The organism is Oscillatoria sp. FACHB-1407, assembly GCF_014697545.1.
GTDB lineage: Bacteria > Cyanobacteriota > Cyanobacteriia > Elainellales > Elainellaceae > FACHB-1407.
Window position 1 is genome coordinate 38336 of record NZ_JACJSA010000031.1, and the last position, 18807, is coordinate 57142.

15 protein-coding genes and 1 pseudogene are annotated in these 18807 nt (G+C 48.3%); 11 read left to right on the forward strand and 5 right to left on the reverse strand.

Going from position 1 to position 18807, the window contains the following annotated elements; all coding sequences use genetic code 11:
- Positions 1-139: 139 nt before the first annotated feature.
- Together H6G89_RS31305 and H6G89_RS31310 are read right to left on the reverse strand one after the other, a co-directional pair.
- Positions 140-1420 (reverse strand): glycosyltransferase, encoded by a 1281-nt coding sequence (locus H6G89_RS31305; protein ID WP_190513935.1) that lies wholly within the window; start codon positions 1418-1420, stop codon positions 140-142.
- 177 nt (positions 1421-1597) lie between these two features.
- Entirely contained in the window at positions 1598-2275 is a 678-nt protein-coding gene (locus H6G89_RS31310) for a response regulator transcription factor (RefSeq protein ID WP_190513936.1), read from the reverse strand.
- A 130-nt stretch (positions 2276-2405) separates the two neighbouring features.
- On the opposite strand from H6G89_RS31310, the gene H6G89_RS31315 reads away from it, so the two are divergent.
- Positions 2406-3779, forward strand: a complete 1374-nt coding sequence (locus tag H6G89_RS31315; RefSeq protein ID WP_190513937.1) for a sensor histidine kinase — start codon at positions 2406-2408, stop codon at positions 3777-3779.
- On the opposite strand, the gene H6G89_RS31320 is transcribed toward H6G89_RS31315, so the two are convergent.
- The gene (locus tag H6G89_RS31320) at positions 3776-4816 is read right to left on the reverse strand and encodes an AI-2E family transporter (RefSeq protein WP_190513938.1); all 1041 of its coding nucleotides are present in this window, start codon (positions 4814-4816) and stop codon (positions 3776-3778) included. The genes H6G89_RS31315 and H6G89_RS31320 overlap by 4 nt on opposite strands.
- A 593-nt stretch (positions 4817-5409) precedes the next feature.
- On the opposite strand from H6G89_RS31320, the gene H6G89_RS31325 reads away from it, so the two are divergent.
- From H6G89_RS31325 to H6G89_RS34665, 9 genes are all read left to right on the forward strand, one after another.
- Positions 5410-5823, forward strand: a complete 414-nt coding sequence (locus tag H6G89_RS31325; protein WP_199337039.1) for a hypothetical protein — start codon at positions 5410-5412, stop codon at positions 5821-5823.
- Positions 5824-5882: 59 nt separating this feature from the next.
- A complete protein-coding gene (locus H6G89_RS31330; protein WP_190513939.1) occupies positions 5883-6425 on the forward strand; it encodes an SH3 domain-containing protein in 543 nt (180 codons plus the stop codon).
- A 90-nt stretch (positions 6426-6515) separates the two neighbouring features.
- The gene (locus H6G89_RS31335) at positions 6516-7520 is read left to right on the forward strand and encodes a mechanosensitive ion channel family protein (RefSeq protein WP_190513940.1); all 1005 of its coding nucleotides are present in this window, start codon (positions 6516-6518) and stop codon (positions 7518-7520) included.
- The gene (locus H6G89_RS31340) at positions 7517-8839 is read left to right on the forward strand and encodes a DUF2254 domain-containing protein (protein WP_190513941.1); all 1323 of its coding nucleotides are present in this window, start codon (positions 7517-7519) and stop codon (positions 8837-8839) included. The genes H6G89_RS31335 and H6G89_RS31340 overlap by 4 nt, the downstream gene beginning before the upstream one ends.
- Positions 8839-9093 (forward strand): hypothetical protein, encoded by a 255-nt coding sequence (locus tag H6G89_RS31345; RefSeq protein WP_190513942.1) that lies wholly within the window; start codon positions 8839-8841, stop codon positions 9091-9093. The genes H6G89_RS31340 and H6G89_RS31345 overlap by 1 nt, the downstream gene beginning before the upstream one ends.
- Positions 9094-9101: 8 nt before the next feature.
- Positions 9102-9569: a hypothetical protein gene (locus tag H6G89_RS35365; protein WP_190513943.1), complete on the forward strand. Its 468-nt coding sequence runs from the start codon at positions 9102-9104 to the stop codon at positions 9567-9569.
- A 22-nt stretch (positions 9570-9591) separates the two neighbouring features.
- The gene (locus H6G89_RS31355) at positions 9592-10482 is read left to right on the forward strand and encodes a hybrid sensor histidine kinase/response regulator (RefSeq protein WP_339384573.1); all 891 of its coding nucleotides are present in this window, start codon (positions 9592-9594) and stop codon (positions 10480-10482) included.
- The gene (locus H6G89_RS34660) at positions 10479-10709 is read left to right on the forward strand and encodes an ATP-binding protein (RefSeq protein WP_309230141.1); all 231 of its coding nucleotides are present in this window, start codon (positions 10479-10481) and stop codon (positions 10707-10709) included. Before H6G89_RS31355 ends, H6G89_RS34660 begins: the two co-directional genes overlap by 4 nt.
- 59 nt (positions 10710-10768) lie before the next feature.
- Positions 10769-16888: a PAS domain S-box protein gene (locus H6G89_RS34665; RefSeq protein ID WP_199337041.1), complete on the forward strand. Its 6120-nt coding sequence runs from the start codon at positions 10769-10771 to the stop codon at positions 16886-16888.
- Between the two features lie 172 nt (positions 16889-17060).
- On the opposite strand, the gene H6G89_RS31375 is transcribed toward H6G89_RS34665, so the two are convergent.
- On the reverse strand, positions 17061-17249 hold the full coding sequence (locus tag H6G89_RS31375; RefSeq protein WP_190513944.1) for a hypothetical protein: 189 nt from the start codon (positions 17247-17249) through the stop codon (positions 17061-17063).
- A gap of 382 nt (positions 17250-17631) precedes the next feature.
- Here H6G89_RS31375 and H6G89_RS31380 point away from each other — a divergent pair, with 382 nt between their 5' ends.
- A complete protein-coding gene (locus tag H6G89_RS31380; protein WP_190513945.1) occupies positions 17632-18090 on the forward strand; it encodes a hypothetical protein in 459 nt (152 codons plus the stop codon).
- A 291-nt stretch (positions 18091-18381) separates the two neighbouring features.
- Here H6G89_RS31380 and H6G89_RS35370 read toward each other — a convergent pair.
- Positions 18382-18765, reverse strand: a pseudogene (locus H6G89_RS35370) (IS1 family transposase); the annotation flags it as partial.
- Positions 18766-18807: the final 42 nt, after the last annotated feature.

Genomic DNA, 18807 nt, shown 5'->3' on the forward strand with positions numbered 1-18807 from the left:
ATGCCCATAAGCAACAACCTTTCCAGCATAGCCAGACAGCTTATGTGATACGTGCTCATCCAGGTTAAACATACTTGTCCTCTAAGATGGGTTGTTCTGAAATGCACAGGATGGACTCTATGTAGTTTGTGTTTTACTCTCAGCCAGCACTTCTAATGGAGCTGAATGGAGCAACACATTGATATATTTGATGAATTTGGGCTGCAACCGCTGAAACACTAAAGCGAGATTGCACACGCTGTTGTCCAGCTTCTGCAAGTATTTTCCACCTTTCTGGATTAACAAACACGTCGGCGATCGCCGCTGCTAAATGAGCTGCATTTCGAGGAGGTACGAGTACTCCAGTTTCGTTGTGAACAATGCTATACTGCAATCCTCCAACATCACTGGCAATGACTGGGGTTTTAGCTGCCATCGCTTCGATCGCCACTAACCCAAATGGTTCATAATAACTGGGGACAACACACACGTCAGCTGCCGCATAATAAGGTGGTAAATGTTTTTGTGGGATCGGTCCAGTAAACGTTGTAACGGCTTCCAGTCCCAGATCTTTGACGATCGCTCTAATCCGCTGTTGCTCCTGAGCATCACTGCCGTGACTACGGCTACCACCCACTAGATAGAGTTGAAATGGTTGCAACAATTTACCACACGCTGCGACAAGCGTTTCAATGCCTTTACGACCATCAAACCGTCCGACGTACAAAATCATTCGAGTTTCGGGCTTAATCTGCAATAATTGGCGGGCCGCAGTTTTAGACACAGATGCAAAGTGTTGGATATTAATACCGCAAGGAATTACCCGGATCTGCCCTTTGCGTGAAACAGCCTGTCGCAATGTGATCGCTTCTTGAGGACTGGTAGCAATCACACAATCTACCTGCTCTAAGCACTGTTGCTCAACATTCAAACGAGTTTGAGCGATGAATGGAAGTGTTCCAATCGTCCCGTATTTTACAGCCCCAATGGAATGGAACGTGTGCACCTGCGGTAAACCTAAGCTGAATTTGATCTGTAACCCAACCCAACCAGAAAGCCAATAGTTGGTATGAATCAACTCGTAAGTTTGTCCCGATTGCTGTACGAACAATAACCAAGCTTCAACAAACGCTGGCAGGTATTCAAACAACTCCGTTCTAGGAATAAAGCGAGCGGGACCCGCATCTAACCGAATTGTTCTGCATCCAGGAGCCAATTCTACGATCGCCTCCTGATCTGGCGATTCCCGCCGGGTAAACATATCGACCTGACATCCCCGTCTTGCCAGTGCTAACCCAAGCGATCGCACATACAAGTTTTGTCCTCCTGCTCCCTCTCTACCCAATTCAATCGAGGGATCACCATGAACTGAGATTAGTGCATAGGCTGGCTTGTTTTGCGCAGTTTGATAAATAGGTATGACTGGATAGAATTGATCCATTGTTCCTTTTACCTCTAGCGTTGGATATAAATTGGGATCGCCCAAAAGATGGCAATAGCAATTTACTCTCAACGTTATCTAATCGAGGTTTAGGAATTGGGGGGAATTCGGGTAGATTTTGGGTAGGCAAGCCATTCTCCATCTCGATCGCCACGTTTAATAATTAGAAGCTTTGTCTTATTCCAATTGCTTTAAGCGATATCCCATACCATGCACCGTTTCAATAAAATCTTCAGGAGCACCTGCTTCCCTTAATTTTTGACGCAAGGTTTTAACGTGAGATTTCACCGTTTCCTCTGTGGGCGGATCTTCTAAAGACCAAATTCGCTCAATAATTCCAGGTCTACTCAATACCCGCCGACCGCTTGACACCAAAAGCTCCAGAAGGGCATACTCTTTTGGAGTTAAATGTAGCGGGCGTTCATCAAAAGTAACTTCGTAAGTAGAAGGATTAAGGTACAAGCTACCCCAACTTAAGGTTGCTGTAGAAGCAGAACTGCCCCGCCGCAACAATGCCCGAATGCGAGCCATAAGTTCCCTTAAGTCAAAGGGTTTGACCATGTAGTCATCGGCTCCAGCATCTAGCCCAATGATTTTGTCCTCAATTGTGTCACGGGCGGTCAGCATGAGAACTGGCAGGGAGAAGTGGCGATCGCGCAACTGTTGACATAACCGAATTCCATTCAACTTAGGTAAGGTAATGTCTAACAAGACCAAGTCATATTCTAAAGTTTGAGCATAATTCCAAGCTTCTTCACCATCCTGCGCCACATCTACTACATACTGTCGATTGGTGAGTGCCTCTATTAACATATCTGCTATCTGGACATCGTCTTCAACAATCAAGATACGCATTGATCTTTGAAATTCTACAACTTAAGCTTTACCTTTTAGTGTAAATTGAAAAACCTGCTCGGCTCAACTTGCTAAGCTGAAAGGATACAAAGTACTTCGTTAGGTATAGTAAGTCACCTGTGAATGGGTCATGAAATGGTCACTTGAGGGTAAATGGATTGCTGCTGGATTTGGTGTAGTTATGGTGTTGACGGGAGGAATCAGTTTCACCTCATACCAAAACTCAACCCGTCTGGCAGAAAGTGCAAATAAGGTAAGGCAGACCCATGAAGTGCTAGAGACATTGATTGGTATTCTCTCTGTTCTTAATGAATCTGAAGCTGGAAGGCGAGGGTACATTCTTTTTAATGACCCATCAGAACTCGATCGCTATCATCAGGCAATCCAAACACTCACTCCTCGATTAGATCGGCTGCAAAAACTAACGGCTAATGACGCAACTCAACAACAACAACTAACAATACTTAAGGCTCTCATTGCTCAACGACTGATCCTGGCACAGCAATCAATTCAGTTACATCAGCAGGATCCTTTAGCGCGATCGGCACAAACTAACCGGATGATCGCCAGCACTCGCAATCGGCAAGAAATTCAAAAACTTGTTTCTGCTATGCAGGAACAGGAAGAGCAAACTCTTGAGCGTTGGGTCAAACAATCTCAAGCTAGTATTAAACTTCGAATGTTACTTGAATTTGTCGGAACTTTTCTCACATTTCTAATTCTCTCTGGTATTTTTGCTCTTTTGTACCGACAAATGATAAAACGCCAACAAGCAGAAGCATTACAGCAAAAACTAGCCCAGGAAAAGGAGTTAGGCGAACTCAAGTTGCAATTCTTCTCCATGGTTTCCCATGAATTTCGTACACCATTGAGTAGCATACTGGGTTCGGCTCAGATTCTTGACGAAACGCTTCAACCGTTAGTTGAAAAACAAAAGCTAAAGAGCCTTTATCGCATTCGCTCTGCGGCTCAGTTAATGACTCAGCTTCTATCAGACATTCTAACTTTGGCAAGAGCAGAAGCAGGCAAATTGGAGTTCAATCCTAAATTAGTTGAGATGCAAACTTTTTGTCTTAATTTGTTGGAGGATGTGCAGCCATTGAATAAATCTCAGCATAAAATTCAATTCACGATGCAGGGTCAATGTACTTATGCTTATGTAGATGAGAGGCTGTTATATTCCGTTCTGAGCAACCTAATTTCAAACGCAATTAAATATTCACCGAATGGGGGCACGGTTGATTTTATGTTGGCTTGTGAAACTGATGTCCTAACGTTCAAGGTTAGAGATGAAGGAATTGGCATTCCACAAGAAACTCAAAAGATCTTGTATGAGCCCTTTAGACGAGGAGAAAATGTTGGAGGAATTTTAGGTACTGGACTAGGATTAGCAGTAGTTAAGAAGTGCATCGATTTGCATCATGGAAAAATTTCTGTTGAAAGTGAGGTAGATATGGGGACAACATTTGTAGTTAAAATTCCTCAGGAAAATATTCAGTCTTAACCCTGAAATTCCGATGGTTTCTGCCAATCATTCATAATATCTTCAACCAGCACTTCCTTCAAACAAACTTGAGCGACAACCAGAAGAGGAAGTGCCAACAATAAGCCCATGAACCCAAAAAAGATTGAGAAAGCCAATTGAGATAGAAGTGTTATGGCTGGTAATAAAGATACCTGATGCCTCATTACCAACGGAGTCAGAATGTTGCTTTCGACTTGTTGAATCAGAACGTATAGCCCAATGACTGCTAATGCTTTCCAGGGAGATTCGAGCAATGCCAGAGCTGCTGGAGGAATAACACTTAACGTTGGTCCGAGATTGGGGATAAATGTTAATAAACCTGCCAAAGAAGCATTAGCAAGGGGTAGTGGCACGCCTAACAACCATAAACCCAACCCGCTAAAGACAGCAATGACGGTCATGTTGAATAGAATGCCGATTAGCCAGCCTGTTAAAGCAACTTCACATTTCAAGAGAATGTTATTAACACGTTGACGATAAAATTTGGGAAAGATCAACAAGAACACTCGACGATATGCATTTGGACTCGCGAGCAGCATAATTGTGACAATTAAAACCAGAAGCAAGCTTAAGATGATTTCAACAGAGTTGGTAAACAAGCTATAAAAATTGCCAAATAATTGGTTGATAAAATCTGGTAGTTGTTGCGTCAAACGGGTAAGAATACCAGTGCCATCTCCTAACTGTCCTGGAATCTGATCACTCAATCTCTCGATCCAGACTCGTAATTGATCTAACCCCTGAGGAACAGCACTAATCAGTTGTGGGAGTTGATCAAAAAAAGGAGGAATGATCAGTGCAAAAAGAACAGCAAAAACAACGAGGAGAGTTGTTATTGAGACAGCAATACCGAAACCTCGATGTAACCCCTTCTGCTCAAGGCGTTTCACAAGTTGGTTGATCACCGTGGCTAGAATAACAGCTGTAAACGCCAACAATAGAACTTGATGAATCCTCCAAAGGATGTAGATAGAGATGATTAGGGCAAGAAACCCAACCCATTGTCCCAAACGCACAAGTTTAATCCTCCCTATTGACGATTCATTAACCTTCATCCTAGAACTCTACCTTGTGTTAGTGCGTCCTCTAAAATAGCGAATTTTAGCTATTTAAACCTTCTACGACATTAGTAACAGATTAGAACTACTCGATATCTACCCGTTTTCTACTCCCTCTTCTTACATCTGATAAATATTCTTGAGACATGGCCTGTAGTAGAGGATGATTTCGTCGTTCAAACTAAACTTCAGGTTCTACTTAAGTAGATGATATTTTCTACTTAAGCAGGTAATTGATTAAGTTCTTTAGGTGAAAGTAGATTTCTAATTAAACGAATTTTGAAGCAATTAATAAAGTGCTAACTATGCTAATCACACAAGTCGAGAGATAGTTTGCTTAAAAAACTGGCACCTCTAGGAGGATTTATGATTCGGTATTGTTATCCCAACAAACGAACATTTGAGAGATTTAGAATGCTAGCCGTGGTTTCAATGGTTAGCTTAGTAGGCTTTTCTTTTGTTGTCCCAGCAATCTCTGCTACTCCCCTCAATCCCTGTCCAAATATTTATTACGAGGAACCTTTTAATAGTGCACGCTTGGTTCCTAGAGGATGTTCACCCAATATTGCAACCCAGTTGTCATACAGGAAGAACAAACAGTTGAAGTTCCCTACATTGATGTTAATGTTCCCAATGCAGAACGCCAAGAGAGAATCATCACAACTGAGGTTGAAGTTCCCTCCGATGGCTATGCCCTCAATATTCAAGGAGTATATGTCGTTGATAATCAGCTTTGGGTTGTTTCTCGTTTAGAAGAAACTGATCCAAATGCTCCAGGAGCGACCGTTCGAGCATCTGACCGAATTGTCATTCATGCGCCAGATATTCCAGTTCGCCAGTTCATTATTGGAGAGCGTCCACCAGGTAGCTTTAACGAACAGTATACGTTCATTAGCGATCGCCAGCAAATCGCTTCTGAGTTACAGTCAGGACGACAACTCTATCGAGAAGAAGCAACCAGCTAAACCGCTGCAATAGTAGCTTATTTCTTCCTACAAAAGAAAGAATTTTAAGGAGATGCAAGATGAAAGGACACAAATGGAACCGAATTGGAGTAACAGCAGTTGCTCTCATAGCCAGTGCAATTTCACTTCAAAATCACTCTGCTGCATTAGCAGAACCATTGCTAGCTCAACAAGAATATCAACTGGCACAGATTCCAGATAACTGCCGTCAAGTTACTGCAAGCAGTGGGTTATATGTGCGGCAAGAACCAACGGTTTATAGCCAGGCATTAGGAGTTATTGGTTCTGGGCGGTATGTAACTATCAAAAATCCAGGAACAAATGGTTGGGCACCTATTTCTGCTCCTCTAGAAGGGTATGTTTATACTGGCTTTCTCGGTACTTGCCAAGAAACAACGCCTCCCCCCAGTAATTGCCGGAGAGTTCAGGCAGATGAAGAGTTATTGGTGCGGCAAGAACCAAGCGTGAATGGAACTGTTGTAGGGACGGTTACAGATGGGCGCAGAGTCACGATCGCGAACTTGGGTGTGAATGGATGGGTTCCGATCACGGTTCCTCTGGTTGGATATGTCTCATCCGATTACTTAGCCTACTGTCAATAGTTCTTAAACTTCTAAGCTACACACCTTAGATGGAGGTTGATTGTGTAGCTTCTTAATAACGTTAGCCGTGAATGGATTGAGAGTGAATTCATGAACATCCAGATATCTGCTGCTTGGGAAAAAGTGCAAGGCATGATCAATGGATTTATCGCCTTGCTACCCAACATGGTACTGGCATTGATCGTTTTTGCTATCTTCTTCATTGTTGCTGGAACCATTCGACGGCTGGTCAGACGCTTAACCCGCGATCGCCGTCATGCTCGTAATTTGGGGCTAATTTTAGGACGGCTTGCCCAATGGACAACGATTCTGATTGGTTTGTTTATCTCGCTATCGATCGTTATCCCTACCCTGCGAGCCGGGGACTTGGTGCAACTCTTGGGAATTAGTGGAGTCGCAATCGGTTTTGCTTTCCGCGACATTCTGCAAAACTTCCTCGCTGGAATTCTAATTCTGCTCACTGAACCCTTTCAACTGGACGATCAAATTGTTTTCAAAGACTTTGAGGGAACGGTTGAAAACATTCAAACCCGCGCTACCACCATTAGAACCTACGATGGTCGTCGGATTGTCATTCCCAATTCAGAGTTATTCACCAACTCGGTCACAGTTAATACTGCCTTTGAAAATCGCCGCCTAGAGTATGACGTGGGTATTGGATATGGCGATGACATCGACGAAGCCAAGCAATTGATCCTGGAAGCCATCCGCGAGACAGAAGGGGTATTACACGAACCTGCTCCCGATGCGCTTGTTATGGATCTAGCCGGAAGTACGGTTAATATTCGCGCTCGTTGGTGGGTAAAACCGCCGCGCCGCGCTGAAGTATTGGATTTGCAGGACGAGGTGTTAACCGCTATTAAGAAGAAACTGACTGCAAACGGCATCGATCTACCCTTCCCCACGCAGCAAATTCTCTTCCATGACCAGACTGAGGAAACGGATGGCGATCGCGCTCGACAGCGAGAAGGATGGCCCGCAGGCAAGAAGGAAGTTCCTAAGCCCCGCAGTATCAGCAGTTCATTGCGAAAATTGGCAGAGATGCGGTCACAACGCGATCGTAATGGACATTCTCAGTCGGCAAATGACGTATGAGAAACGTCAAACTGAGTAAACTTTGGGATTCACTGCGATCGAGCTACTGGTTTTTACCCGGTTTAATGGCAGTCGCAGGGATGGCTCTGGCGTTTGGAATGCTGGCACTAGATCAGGCAGAAGCAATCAAGACCGGAGAACTCAGTTGGATCTATACAGGTGGTCCAGAAGGAGCAAGAGGATTGCTTTCTGCGGTTGCTAGTTCAATGGTGACGGTTGCCGCAACTGCTTTTTCCATCACGATTGTGGCTTTACAACTGGCTGCATCTAACTTTGGACCTCGGTTGCTGCGGAATTTTATGCAGGATACGGGCAATCAAATCGTATTGGGCACATTCATTGCTACGTTTCTGTATTGCTTGCTGGTGCTGCGAACGATTCATGGAGAGGATTACAATCTCTTCGTACCCCAGCTTTCGGTCACAGTTGGTATTGGACTAGCGATCGCCAGCATCGGGGTGCTGATCTACTTTATTCATCATGCGTCAACCATCATTCAAGCCTCTCATGTGATTGCAGGTGTAGCTGATGAACTGGATGACGCGATCGATCGCCTATTTCCTGAAGAGATAGGACAGGCAGAGTCAGAGAAACACCCAGCGATCGCCACTATCCCTGAAGATTTCGATGTTCAAGCATGCTTTATTCGATCGACTCACACAGGTTACTTGCAAGCCATTGATAATCAATTGCTATTAAAGCTTGCCTGTAAATACAATTTGCTGTTGCGCCTTACGACCAAGCCAGGAGATTTTATTGCAAAAGGCAATTGTTTGGTGCTGGCATATCCAGAAAAACAGGTCACTCCCAAAACGATCAAAGAAATTAATCAAGCTTTTTTACTGGGCAAAGAACGAACGGAGCAGCAAGATATTGAGTTTCCCATTAATCAATTAGTGGAAATTGCTTTGCGTGCGCTCTCTCCTGGAATTAACGATCCATTTACAGCGATTCGGTGTATCGATCGCCTCAGTGCCGGATTGTCTCATTTGGCTGAACGCCAATTTCCATCTGCTTACCGCTACGACGATAACCATAAGTTACGAGTCATCGCTGAACCTATCGCGTTTGAACAACTTGTTGACACGGCATTTAATCAAACTCGCCACTATGGAAAATCGGACGTAGCGGTAACGCTGCGTTTATTGAAAGCGATCGCTCAAATTGCTAGCCATACTCACCGCCCACGCCATCGACTCGCTTTAGAACAACAGGCTGAAATGATTTTACAAGGAAGCCGCGAGGGGTTGCCTCAACAACGAGATCAGCAAATGGTGGAAGACTCATATCGTCAAGTTGCAGCGACTTGGAGGACGTGATGCAACACACAAATTGGAAAGGCTATCGCATTGCGGCCTGGATTGGACAGGCTTTACTGGCGATCGCAATCATTCTGGCAATCGGTCAAGGAAAGTGGCAAAACGCCCTTGCGCTTACCCTCTTTCTCGTTGCATCCTTTAGCTTTGTCATTCGAGGTGATCGGTTACCTACCCTATTTGATTTTCTCTTTGTTCTAGCTGCGTTACTGAATACGGGTGGTTGGAGCCTCTGGGCATTGCAAGAGGCGAAATGAGAGCCTTGATGCGAGCACGCTTCGCGTGTGCCGAAGGCAACGCTGACTGGTCGCAAACGCCATTGGGTGCGGTAGAAACCTGGTCGCCTTCTCTGGTCATGATGGTTCGCTTTCTCCTGACGAATCGATTTCCCTTGATGTTGTGGTGGGGACCGGATTACATCCAGTTTGATAACGATTCCTACTGTCCCATTTTGGGTACAAAGCATCCAAACTCGTTGGGGCAGGCAGGCAGCCAGTGCTGGACGGAAATTTGGCAGGTGATCAGTCCGTTGATCGATCGTCTCTTCCAGGGGGGAACGGCAACCTGGATGGAGGACATTCTGCTCGAAATCGATCGGCACGGCTTCGTTGAGGAAACTCACTTCACCTGCGATCGCCAACGCCCGCGCTTACGAAGAGGAACGTCAAAGAGCCGGAGCCCTGGCAGAACTCGATCGCGCCAAAACCGCTTTCTTCAGCAATGTCTCCCATGAATTTCGCACCCCGCTCACCTTGATGCTGGGTCCTGCCACAGATGCGTTAAGCGATCGCTGGCAGGTAGAGGCGGTTACGAATGGGGCGATCGCCCTCAATATGATCCAACAACAGCTTCCCGATCTGGTGCTGACGGATGTGATGATGCCAGAGATGGATGGTTTCCAACTATTGAGTGCATTGCGGGCAAACCTCATTACCCAAAGTATTCCGATTATTCTCCTCTCAGCACGAGCAGGCGAAGAAGCAACGGTGGAAGGACTGGAAGCGGGAGCCGATGATTACCTGATTAAACCCTTCTCTGCTCGTGAACTCATCGTGCGGGTAGAAACACAACTGCAAATGTCTCGCCTTCGCCAGGAGCTATCCGCCAACCGTTTCAAGAATGAGTTTCTCATGCCCGTTACCCATGAACTGCAATCTCCCCTGGCAAGGATTCTCGGCCGGGCACGATTTCTCCAAACCAAATATCTTGAACCTGATGCAATGACCCGAGCACTTGCTACGATCGAGCGCAATGCCACGATTGAGGCAAACCTGATCAAGAATTTGCTGGACATGGCAAGCATTCTCTCTGGAAAGCTGCGCCTGAAGTCTCAAATTGTTGATCTGGCTTCTCTGGTTCGGAACGTAGTAACAACCTTTCGAGAAACGGCTGAGGCAAAGAATATTCAACTGATAAAAACGATATCTGACCAGATGCCGAGCAATGTGGTTACCGATGGCGATCGCCTCAGACAAGTGATTGCTAACTTATTAGAAAAGGCCATCAAATTTACATCCGCAGGGGGAGGGGTTACGGTACAGCTACAAGTAATGGGAATGGGGAATGGGGAATGGGGAGTAGGGAAGCACCAAGCTACTCCTTACTCCCTAATCCCTAATCTCCTACCTATGTTCAAATCAGGGTGAGCGATACGGGGATTGGCATTCGTCCTGATTTTCTGCCCTCTGTGTTTGATCGCTTCACCCAGGCAGAAGTGCCCAGTCGCCATACACCCGGAGGAGTTGGATTGGGGCTGGCGATCGCTCGTTACCCGGTTGAATTACACCACGGTACGATCGAAGTAGCCAGTGAGGGAGAAGGACAGGGCACAACTTTGACTGTCCGTTTGCCGTTACGACTGGATAATTCGTAACTCGAAATTGCTACTTCCCAATTCCGAATTACGAACTACGAATTCCAAATTGACTTGCCATGCAACGCTCAAATCCTGAAACCGTCACCCTAAACGACATTTTGATTACGGAGGAGCTATCGCGACGTGCTCCTCGCTCCCCAAACTGGCAGGCGGAAGCCGAGGCAATGCGATCGCTGGCTCAGCAGATGGCGCGAGATTCACAAAGCCTGATGCAAACGCTGGCAGACACGGCACTGAAATTATGTGAGGCAGGAACAGCAGGCGTGAGTTTGCTGGAAACCACACCGGACGGAGAAGAAATCTTCCGCTGGGCTGTGTTAGCTGGAACCTTGGCGCACCACGTTGGAGAAACGATACCCCGCAACTTTAGCCCCTGTGGCGTGTGTCTTGACCAGGGTTCTCCCGTTCTCTTCTCCCATCCTGAACGCTATTTCACCTCCTTTCAGGAAGCCAATACCCCAATCGTCGAAGGGTTAGTGTTGCCTCTGATTGCCGACAACCATGTCTTTGGCACGATCTGGATCATGTCCCACGATGAGGGGCGGCAGTTTGATGCAGAAGCTGTGCGAGTGATGACGAGTCTGGCAGACTTTACCACCGCCGCGTTGCTGTTGCAGCAGCGTCAAACCGCAGACGTGCTGGCTACCAATGCGGCGTTAGAGACAGAAACTGTAGAACGTCAACAGGTAGAAGATCAAACTCACGCTTTGATCGCCAATCTTCCGGGTGGAGCCGCGTTTGTGGTCGATCGCGATTTGCGCTATTTGCTGGCGGAAGGAGAAGCACTGGCGATCGCCGGATTCAAATCGGACGATTTCGTTGGGCGCACAATTTTTGAAGCGTTGCCGCCCGAATTAGCCACAAATTACGAACCGATGTACCGTAAAGCATTGGTGGGTGAGCCATTTGAGGATGAGCATCAATCACACGGTCACACTTACATCTCACGCGGAACACCGCTTCGGGCTGAGAATGGAGAGATTTATGCAGTGCTGGTGGTTTCTTATGACATTAGCGAGCGCAAGCGCGTCGAAGACGAACGCAAACAAACTGAAGTAGCTCTGCGCGAATCGGAAGCCCGCTTGCAAGCGATCGCCAACCTTGTTCCCGATCTGCTGTGGGACAGTGAACCGGACGGCTCAACCAACTGGTACAACCAGCGATGGATGGAATACACGGGGCAGACCTTCGAGCAGGCGATCGGGTGGGGTTGGATCGATGCCATTCACCCGGACGATCGGGAAGGGTCAGCGCGGCGTTACCGGGAAGTCGTCGAACAGGGGATGCCGCTGCAACAGGAACACCGCATTCGGCGGCATGATGGAGTCTATCGCTGGTTTGTCGTCAAGGCTTCGCCGCTCAAGGATGAGAGTGGCAAGGTGATCAAGATGTACGGTGCGGCGACCGATATTCATGAGCGACGGGTCGCCCTGGAAGCATTGCGCGAGTCGGAAGCCAGGTTTCGCACCCTGGCGGACACGGCACCTGCGCTGATCTGGCATAACGACGCGCAAGGTAACAATCTTTTTCTTAACCAATATTTCCTCGACTTCACAGGTAAGAGTGTTGAAGAGATTCGCGGCGAGGGTTGGCATGAACTGGTTCATCCTGAGGATGCCGCCGCCTATATCGCCGATTATTTAGCGGCAGTGCGTGAGCAGCGATCGTGGCATAACCGCAACCGGATTCGGCGGCATGATGGGGTGTGGCGATGGCACGACAATTATGCCCAACCCCTCTTCGGTGGCGACGGCGTTTATCTGGGTCATGTGGGCGTGACGATTGATAATACGGATGCCATTGAAGCCGAAATCAACCTGCGCGAGTCAGAAGCCAAATATCGATCGCTGTTTGAGTCGATCGACGAAGGCTTCTGCATCATTGAGCGGGTGACGGTCGAGCCGTTGGATTTTCGTTATTTGGCAGCAAATTCGGCATTCGTGGCGCAATCGGGTATTCCAGATGTGGTTGGGAAAACCATTCGACAAGTCGTTCCCAGCGAACCGGAGGAATGGTTTGAGATTTATGACCACGTTCTCAGAACCCATGAGCCGATCAGATTCGAGCGCGAACTGGTTACTGTGGGGCGCGAGCTTGAACTCTACGCCTTTCCAGTCACCGATCATTCGGATAACCAGCTCGCAGTCATTTTCAAAGACATCACCGAGCGCAAGTGCCACGAAGCGAACCTTGCCTTTTTAGCCGAAATCAGTCAAGACCTGGTGCATCTGACGAACATCGACGAAACGATGGACGCGATCGGCGCAAAAATCGGCGAGCACTTCAACGTCGCCCGCGTCATTTTCTCCGAAATCAGCGGAGATCAGCGGACGGGGTGCGTCAGCCACGAATGGCATCAGCCAGATTTGCCAGATATGAAAGGCACTTACGCGATCAAAGACTATTTCTCGCCTGAATTTGAACTGCTCCACTGCGCTGGCGAAATTGCCGTTGTCCACGATACTGCGACGGACGAGCGGGTTGACGGCGATCGCTATGCTGCGCTGGGCGTCGGCGCGTTTGTCGGCGTGCCACTCATTCGTCAGGACAAGTGGCGTTTCTATTTCAGTCTGCTTGATTCTAAACCGCATGACTGGCGCAACAACGAAATTGAGTTGCTGCGGGAACTGACGACTCGGATCTGGACGCGACTGGAACGCGCCCGTGCCGAAGTTGCCCTGCGGCAGTCGGAAGCCAAATATCGATCGCTGTTCGACTCGATTGACGAAGGCTTTGCGATCGCCGAAGTGATTTACGACTCGGCAGGACAACCCGTTGACCTGCTTTATCTCGAAGCCAATCCTGCGGCTTCGCGCCTGACGGGTGTTCCCGATTACACGGGTCGGAGGCTCAGCGAGTTTTCGCCTGATTTCAAGTCGTATTGGGTGGAACTCTACGATCGCGTAGCCAAAAGTGGCGTGAGCGAACGAACCGAACAATATGCTGCGCCACTCAATCGCTGGTATGACTTTTACGTTTTCCGCGTCGAAGCGGCAGAGCCTAGCGGAAGCTGCCAGGTTGCTGTGGTTTTTCAGGACATCACCGAACGCAAACTGCACGAACGACAGCAGAAGTTTCTCTTACAACTCTCCGATGCACTGCGACCGATCGCAGACCCGATCGCCATTCAGGAGACTACCAGCCGCATGGCCGCCGAACATCTGGACATCGGTCGAGTTGCCTATTGCGAAATCCGTTACGAGCCGGACATCGTGGTGATCGTTGAGCATGATTGGCCGAGGCGAGGGATGCCCCTGATTGCAGCGGGACGATACCGAATGAGCGATTTTGGCAGCTTCCTGGCGGAGGAATTTGCCGCCGGTCGCCCTGCGATCGTCGCGGATGTCGCGACCGATCCCCGAATTCCACCAACCGATCGCGAAAACTGGAGTGTATTCGAAATAACAGCATCCTGCGGTCTTCCTGTGATCAAGGAAGGGCGATTTGTTGCCTACCTCGTTGCTCAAGACAATCAGCCTCACGATTGGACGGATCGGGAAATCGAGCTTTTGCGCGAACTGTCGGAACGCACCTGGGCGGCAGTTGAACGTGCCCGCGCTGAAGCTGCTTTACGGGAAAGTGAACAACGCCTATCCGTCATCTTCGCGCAAGCAGCCGTCGGGTTGTCCGAAATTTCCCTCGATGGACACTTTGAGCAGGTGAATGATGCTCTTTGCCGCATGTTGGGGCGATCGCGTCAGGAACTCCTCGCAGCAACCGTCCCTCAAGTCACGCACCCCGAAGATATTTCCAAGAGCTTAGACGCTTTAGCGCAACTGCTGGAAACCGGAGAATCCATTTCCCTCGACAAACGGTATCTCCGTTCCGATGATACGGTTTTCTGGGCAAACAGCATTTTGACCCGTCTAGACGATGAACACGGGCAACCCCGTCATATTTTGGCGGTTACCGTTGACCTGAGCGATCGCAAACAGGCTGAAGCCAACCAGATGCAACTCATTCGAGAACAATCCGCCCGTGAAGAGGAACGCCAACGCGCCGAATCTCTGGCAGAACTCAATCGCGCCAAAACCGCCTTCTTCAGCAACGTCAGCCATGAGTTTCGCACACCCCTGACGCTATCTTTGGCTCCACTGCAAGATGCCTTGAGCGATCGCACCCACCCCCTCGATCCGGTTCATCGAGAACGGTTAGAACTGGTTCACCATAACAGCCTCCGCTTATTGAAATTGGTCAACACTCTGCTCGACTTCTCCCGCATTGAAGCCGGACGAATGGAAGCGGTGTATGAACCGACGGATCTAGCTACATACACCGCAGAACTTGCCAGTGTATTCCGTTCGGCGATCGAACGAGCAGGTTTGCAGTTAGTTATCGATTGCCCACCGCTACCTGAACCCGTTTTTGTAGATCGGGAGATGTGGGAGAAGATTGTTCTAAATCTACTCTCTAACGCCTTTAAGTTCACCTTCGAGGGCGAAATCAGAGTGGAGTTGAGAATGAAGAATAAAGAATGCAGAATGAAGACAAATCAAAATTCTGAATTCTCCATTCCCACTTCTCAATTCCCCTACGTTCAACTCACAATTAGCGACACCGGAGCCGGAATTGCTCCTGAACACCTGCCTCATTTGTTTGAGCGGTTCTATCAAGTCCGAGGCACCCAGGCACGGACTCATGAAGGATCAGGAATCGGTCTTGCCCTGGTCAATGAACTCGTGCAATTACAGGGTGGCACGATTGAGGTCAGTAGCACCGTGGGAGAGGGTACTTACTTTACAGTCTCCCTTTTGCTGGGAACAGACCATCTACCGAGCGAACGTCTACGACGCGACGGAACCGGACACCTTCAAGATGAAGGCGCGCCGCGAAGCGGATCCGTTCCGGGTCGCCAACCCGTTCGCACCCTAGCCTCAACTGCAATGAGGGCTACCACTTATGTGGAAGAAGCTGAGCGATGGCTACCCGCAGAGGGGAATAGGGAATGGGGAATGGGGAATGGAGAAGAGGTTTCTACCCCTCCTCCCTCCTCCCTCCTCCCTCCTCCCCCTTTGGCTCATGTGCTTGTAGTCGATGACAATGCCGACATGCGGGAGTATTTGACCCGTATCCTCAGTGAACATGTCCCGGTGGAAGCTGTCGCAGATGGAGCAACGGCTCTGGCAGTGGCGCAAGAACGAGTCCCCGATCTCATCCTGAGCGATGTGATGATGCCTGGACTGGATGGGTTTGAATTGCTTGAGACGTTGCGAGCAGACCCACTCACCAGAGATATTCCCATCATTCTGCTCTCGGCTCGTGCCGGAGAAGAAGCGATCGTCGAAGGTCTGGAAGCCGGAGCCGATGATTACTTGATCAAACCCTTCTCCGCTCAAGAACTCGTCTCTCGTGTTACGGCTCACCTTCAAATGGCACAGCTACGTGGAGAAGCCCTTCAAGAAGCAAGAAGCACGCTTCGCAGTAGAGATGAATTCATCTCCGTCATTTCCCATGAACTGAATACTCCTCTGGTATCCATTCTCGGCTGGACACGCATGTTGCGAAGTAGTCCATCCAACCCGGTGATGCTGAACAAAGCGTTAGACACGATCGAGCGTAACGCTACTCTGCAAGGCAAGCTGGTACAAGATCTTTTGGATCTCTCCCGTATCAGTGCAGGCAAACTTCATCTCAATCCTCAACCCATTGAACTCAAGCCTGTGATTGAAACCGCGATCGCAACAGTAGCTCAACCCGCAGCCGATAAAGGAATCAACTTAATTTGGCAAGACGCTGTTACAGAACCTATTGTCGTAAAGGGAGATAGCGATCGCCTTCAACAGGTCATCTGCAATCTCCTGACCAACGCCATCAAATTTACGCCAGAAGCCGGCAGTGTTAGGGTTGAACTGTCAGTAGAAGAAGGGGGGGTGAGAGAGTATGAGGGTGAGATCTCGCCAAATTCCTTGCTCTCCCACTCCCCTACTCTCCCCTATGCTCAAATCACCATCACAGATACAGGCATTGGGATTGCGGCTAATTTTCTTCCCTATGTGTTTGAGCGATTCCGTCAAGCCCAAGGGGCACATTCAACAAAGGGACTGGGGTTAGGGTTGGCGATCGCCCATCACATTGTCGAACTCCACAACGGCACAATTCATGCTGACAGCGCAGGAGAAGGACGAGGAGCAACCTTTACAGTCAGATTACCGCTCTTACAGGACGGTGAGAGTTAATTCGATGATTATTATCAGAAACTTGTCTGAAATGAGTTTCCGATTCTCGTAGGGCTGCTTCAGCCTGTTAACGATTGGTGTTGTCATAGGAGACAACAAGCACCGCATAAATTCTCAAGTCCTGTGTGTGACCAGAGTGATCGCATGAGATCCGGCTCTAACAATGACGATATCAATGGAGTGAGGCAAAATCAGGGCTGATACGAGTCTGTCCACCCGCATTTGCTTCAACCAATAGCACGGCATGCGGTTGCGGCTCATTATCTAATCCCGATTTAAAGAGTTTTGCGAACAAATCAGAGTTACGGAGGGGTTTGGCACTGCCAAACCCGTACAAGCATTCGTCGCGTTTCCAATTCAAATGAGTATAACGTCCTCAGCATCTCCATCCGATCGCCCTCTGCTAACGGGTGTTCCTATGTCCGCTGCATTGAAGCCGAAGAACTTCTACAAGGGCAATCTCCTGCTTTCTAATACTGATTTAATGTTTGATTGTGGCAGATCACTGGGTAGGGGCGTTTCGCGAAACGCCCTTACGGAATCATGTGCAGCGAAGCCAATTCAAATTGGTATAAGCAGATTGATTCATAATCAGGTGCTGGAGGATTTGTTTAATGCAGTCAGTTTAGTGATATTGCGCTAAATTTGTCTTGGTTTGAGTATGTTGCTCCAAGTTAGCAAGATCTCAAATGACAAATTGAATCTATACTGAACTCAACTTTCAGTTTAAGGAGCCTGTTTGCATGAATCTTCGCCTAAGCTTAAAGTTAATGACAATTCCAACCCTGATGGGTTCAGTATTGGCTTTTGGAATTCTGGCGCAATTAGCATCTGCGACTGACACAAGTTCTTTAACTGTGCTTACCAGTCAGTCTACTTGTGATTCGCCTTCTGACCGTGAACTTGAATTATCAACCATTCGACATCAAAAAGGGATTGCGATCGCATCAGCAGACATCGCTTCTGGTGAAACTGCAATGCTTGATTTCAGCGAAGCAGAGAGTGATGCTGCCGCTGTGTTGTTTGGTTGTGATTGTCCTTCTTGTATTAATGCACTGCGGCAACTGCGAAGTCAGCCGTTGCTTGACAGTGGTAGTAGTACCGGGCATTGTTTAACCTCTCTGCAACGCCGTGTGTCACCTCAGAGAATGCAAGAAGTACTCCAGAATTTAGATATGAGAGAAGCTGAACAAACTCGTTAAGTTGTTAAATAACAGTGACAATCAGGGTTTGTAATTAAGAATGCTACGAGCGAATTCAGTGCTGTCGCTGTCAGTAGCCCGCCACCCAACGTCCCCTCGATCGTGATGAAGGGCACCCCGATCGCATCAGCAACGCCTTGGCAAGAATAGCGATCGCCCCGAAGGTGAGATCCGGGATGTGGTGACCTTCCCGGATCAAACCTATGCTCAGGGGGAACAGGTTCAATGCACGTACATCCAGATTCCCCAGGTTGAACACACCTGTGGGATCATTCTTGCGGCACTGGTCTTTTAGTTAGTGAGAGCTGCAAAGCCGCTTAGATTGAGGAATTCTTCCATCTTGACGGGGCGTTGAGCAAACCCCATGACCATTGCTGGAGTTATGTGCTTGCCTAAACTCTGGTGGGGCCTGACCCAATTGTGAATTAGTCTTTGAAATGTCACTGCTTGCTGGAGTCCTGGTCTGGTTCTGGCATCATGATCCTGCCGTCGTCGGTAAGCACTGCATCGTCTGCGAATACTGCTGTTAAGAGCTTCACTATGATTGGCATGAACTTCTGATTTCGCACTAATAGCACTCCAAGGATGTTCTGGTTTAACCCATTCGACTCGTCGATTTCCCTGTGAACCTTTGACCTTGATTGCGACCTCTAACCCTTCTCGCCATACTTTGCGCTAACGACGGTTGGGATACTCTCGGTAACTTAAATAGACACT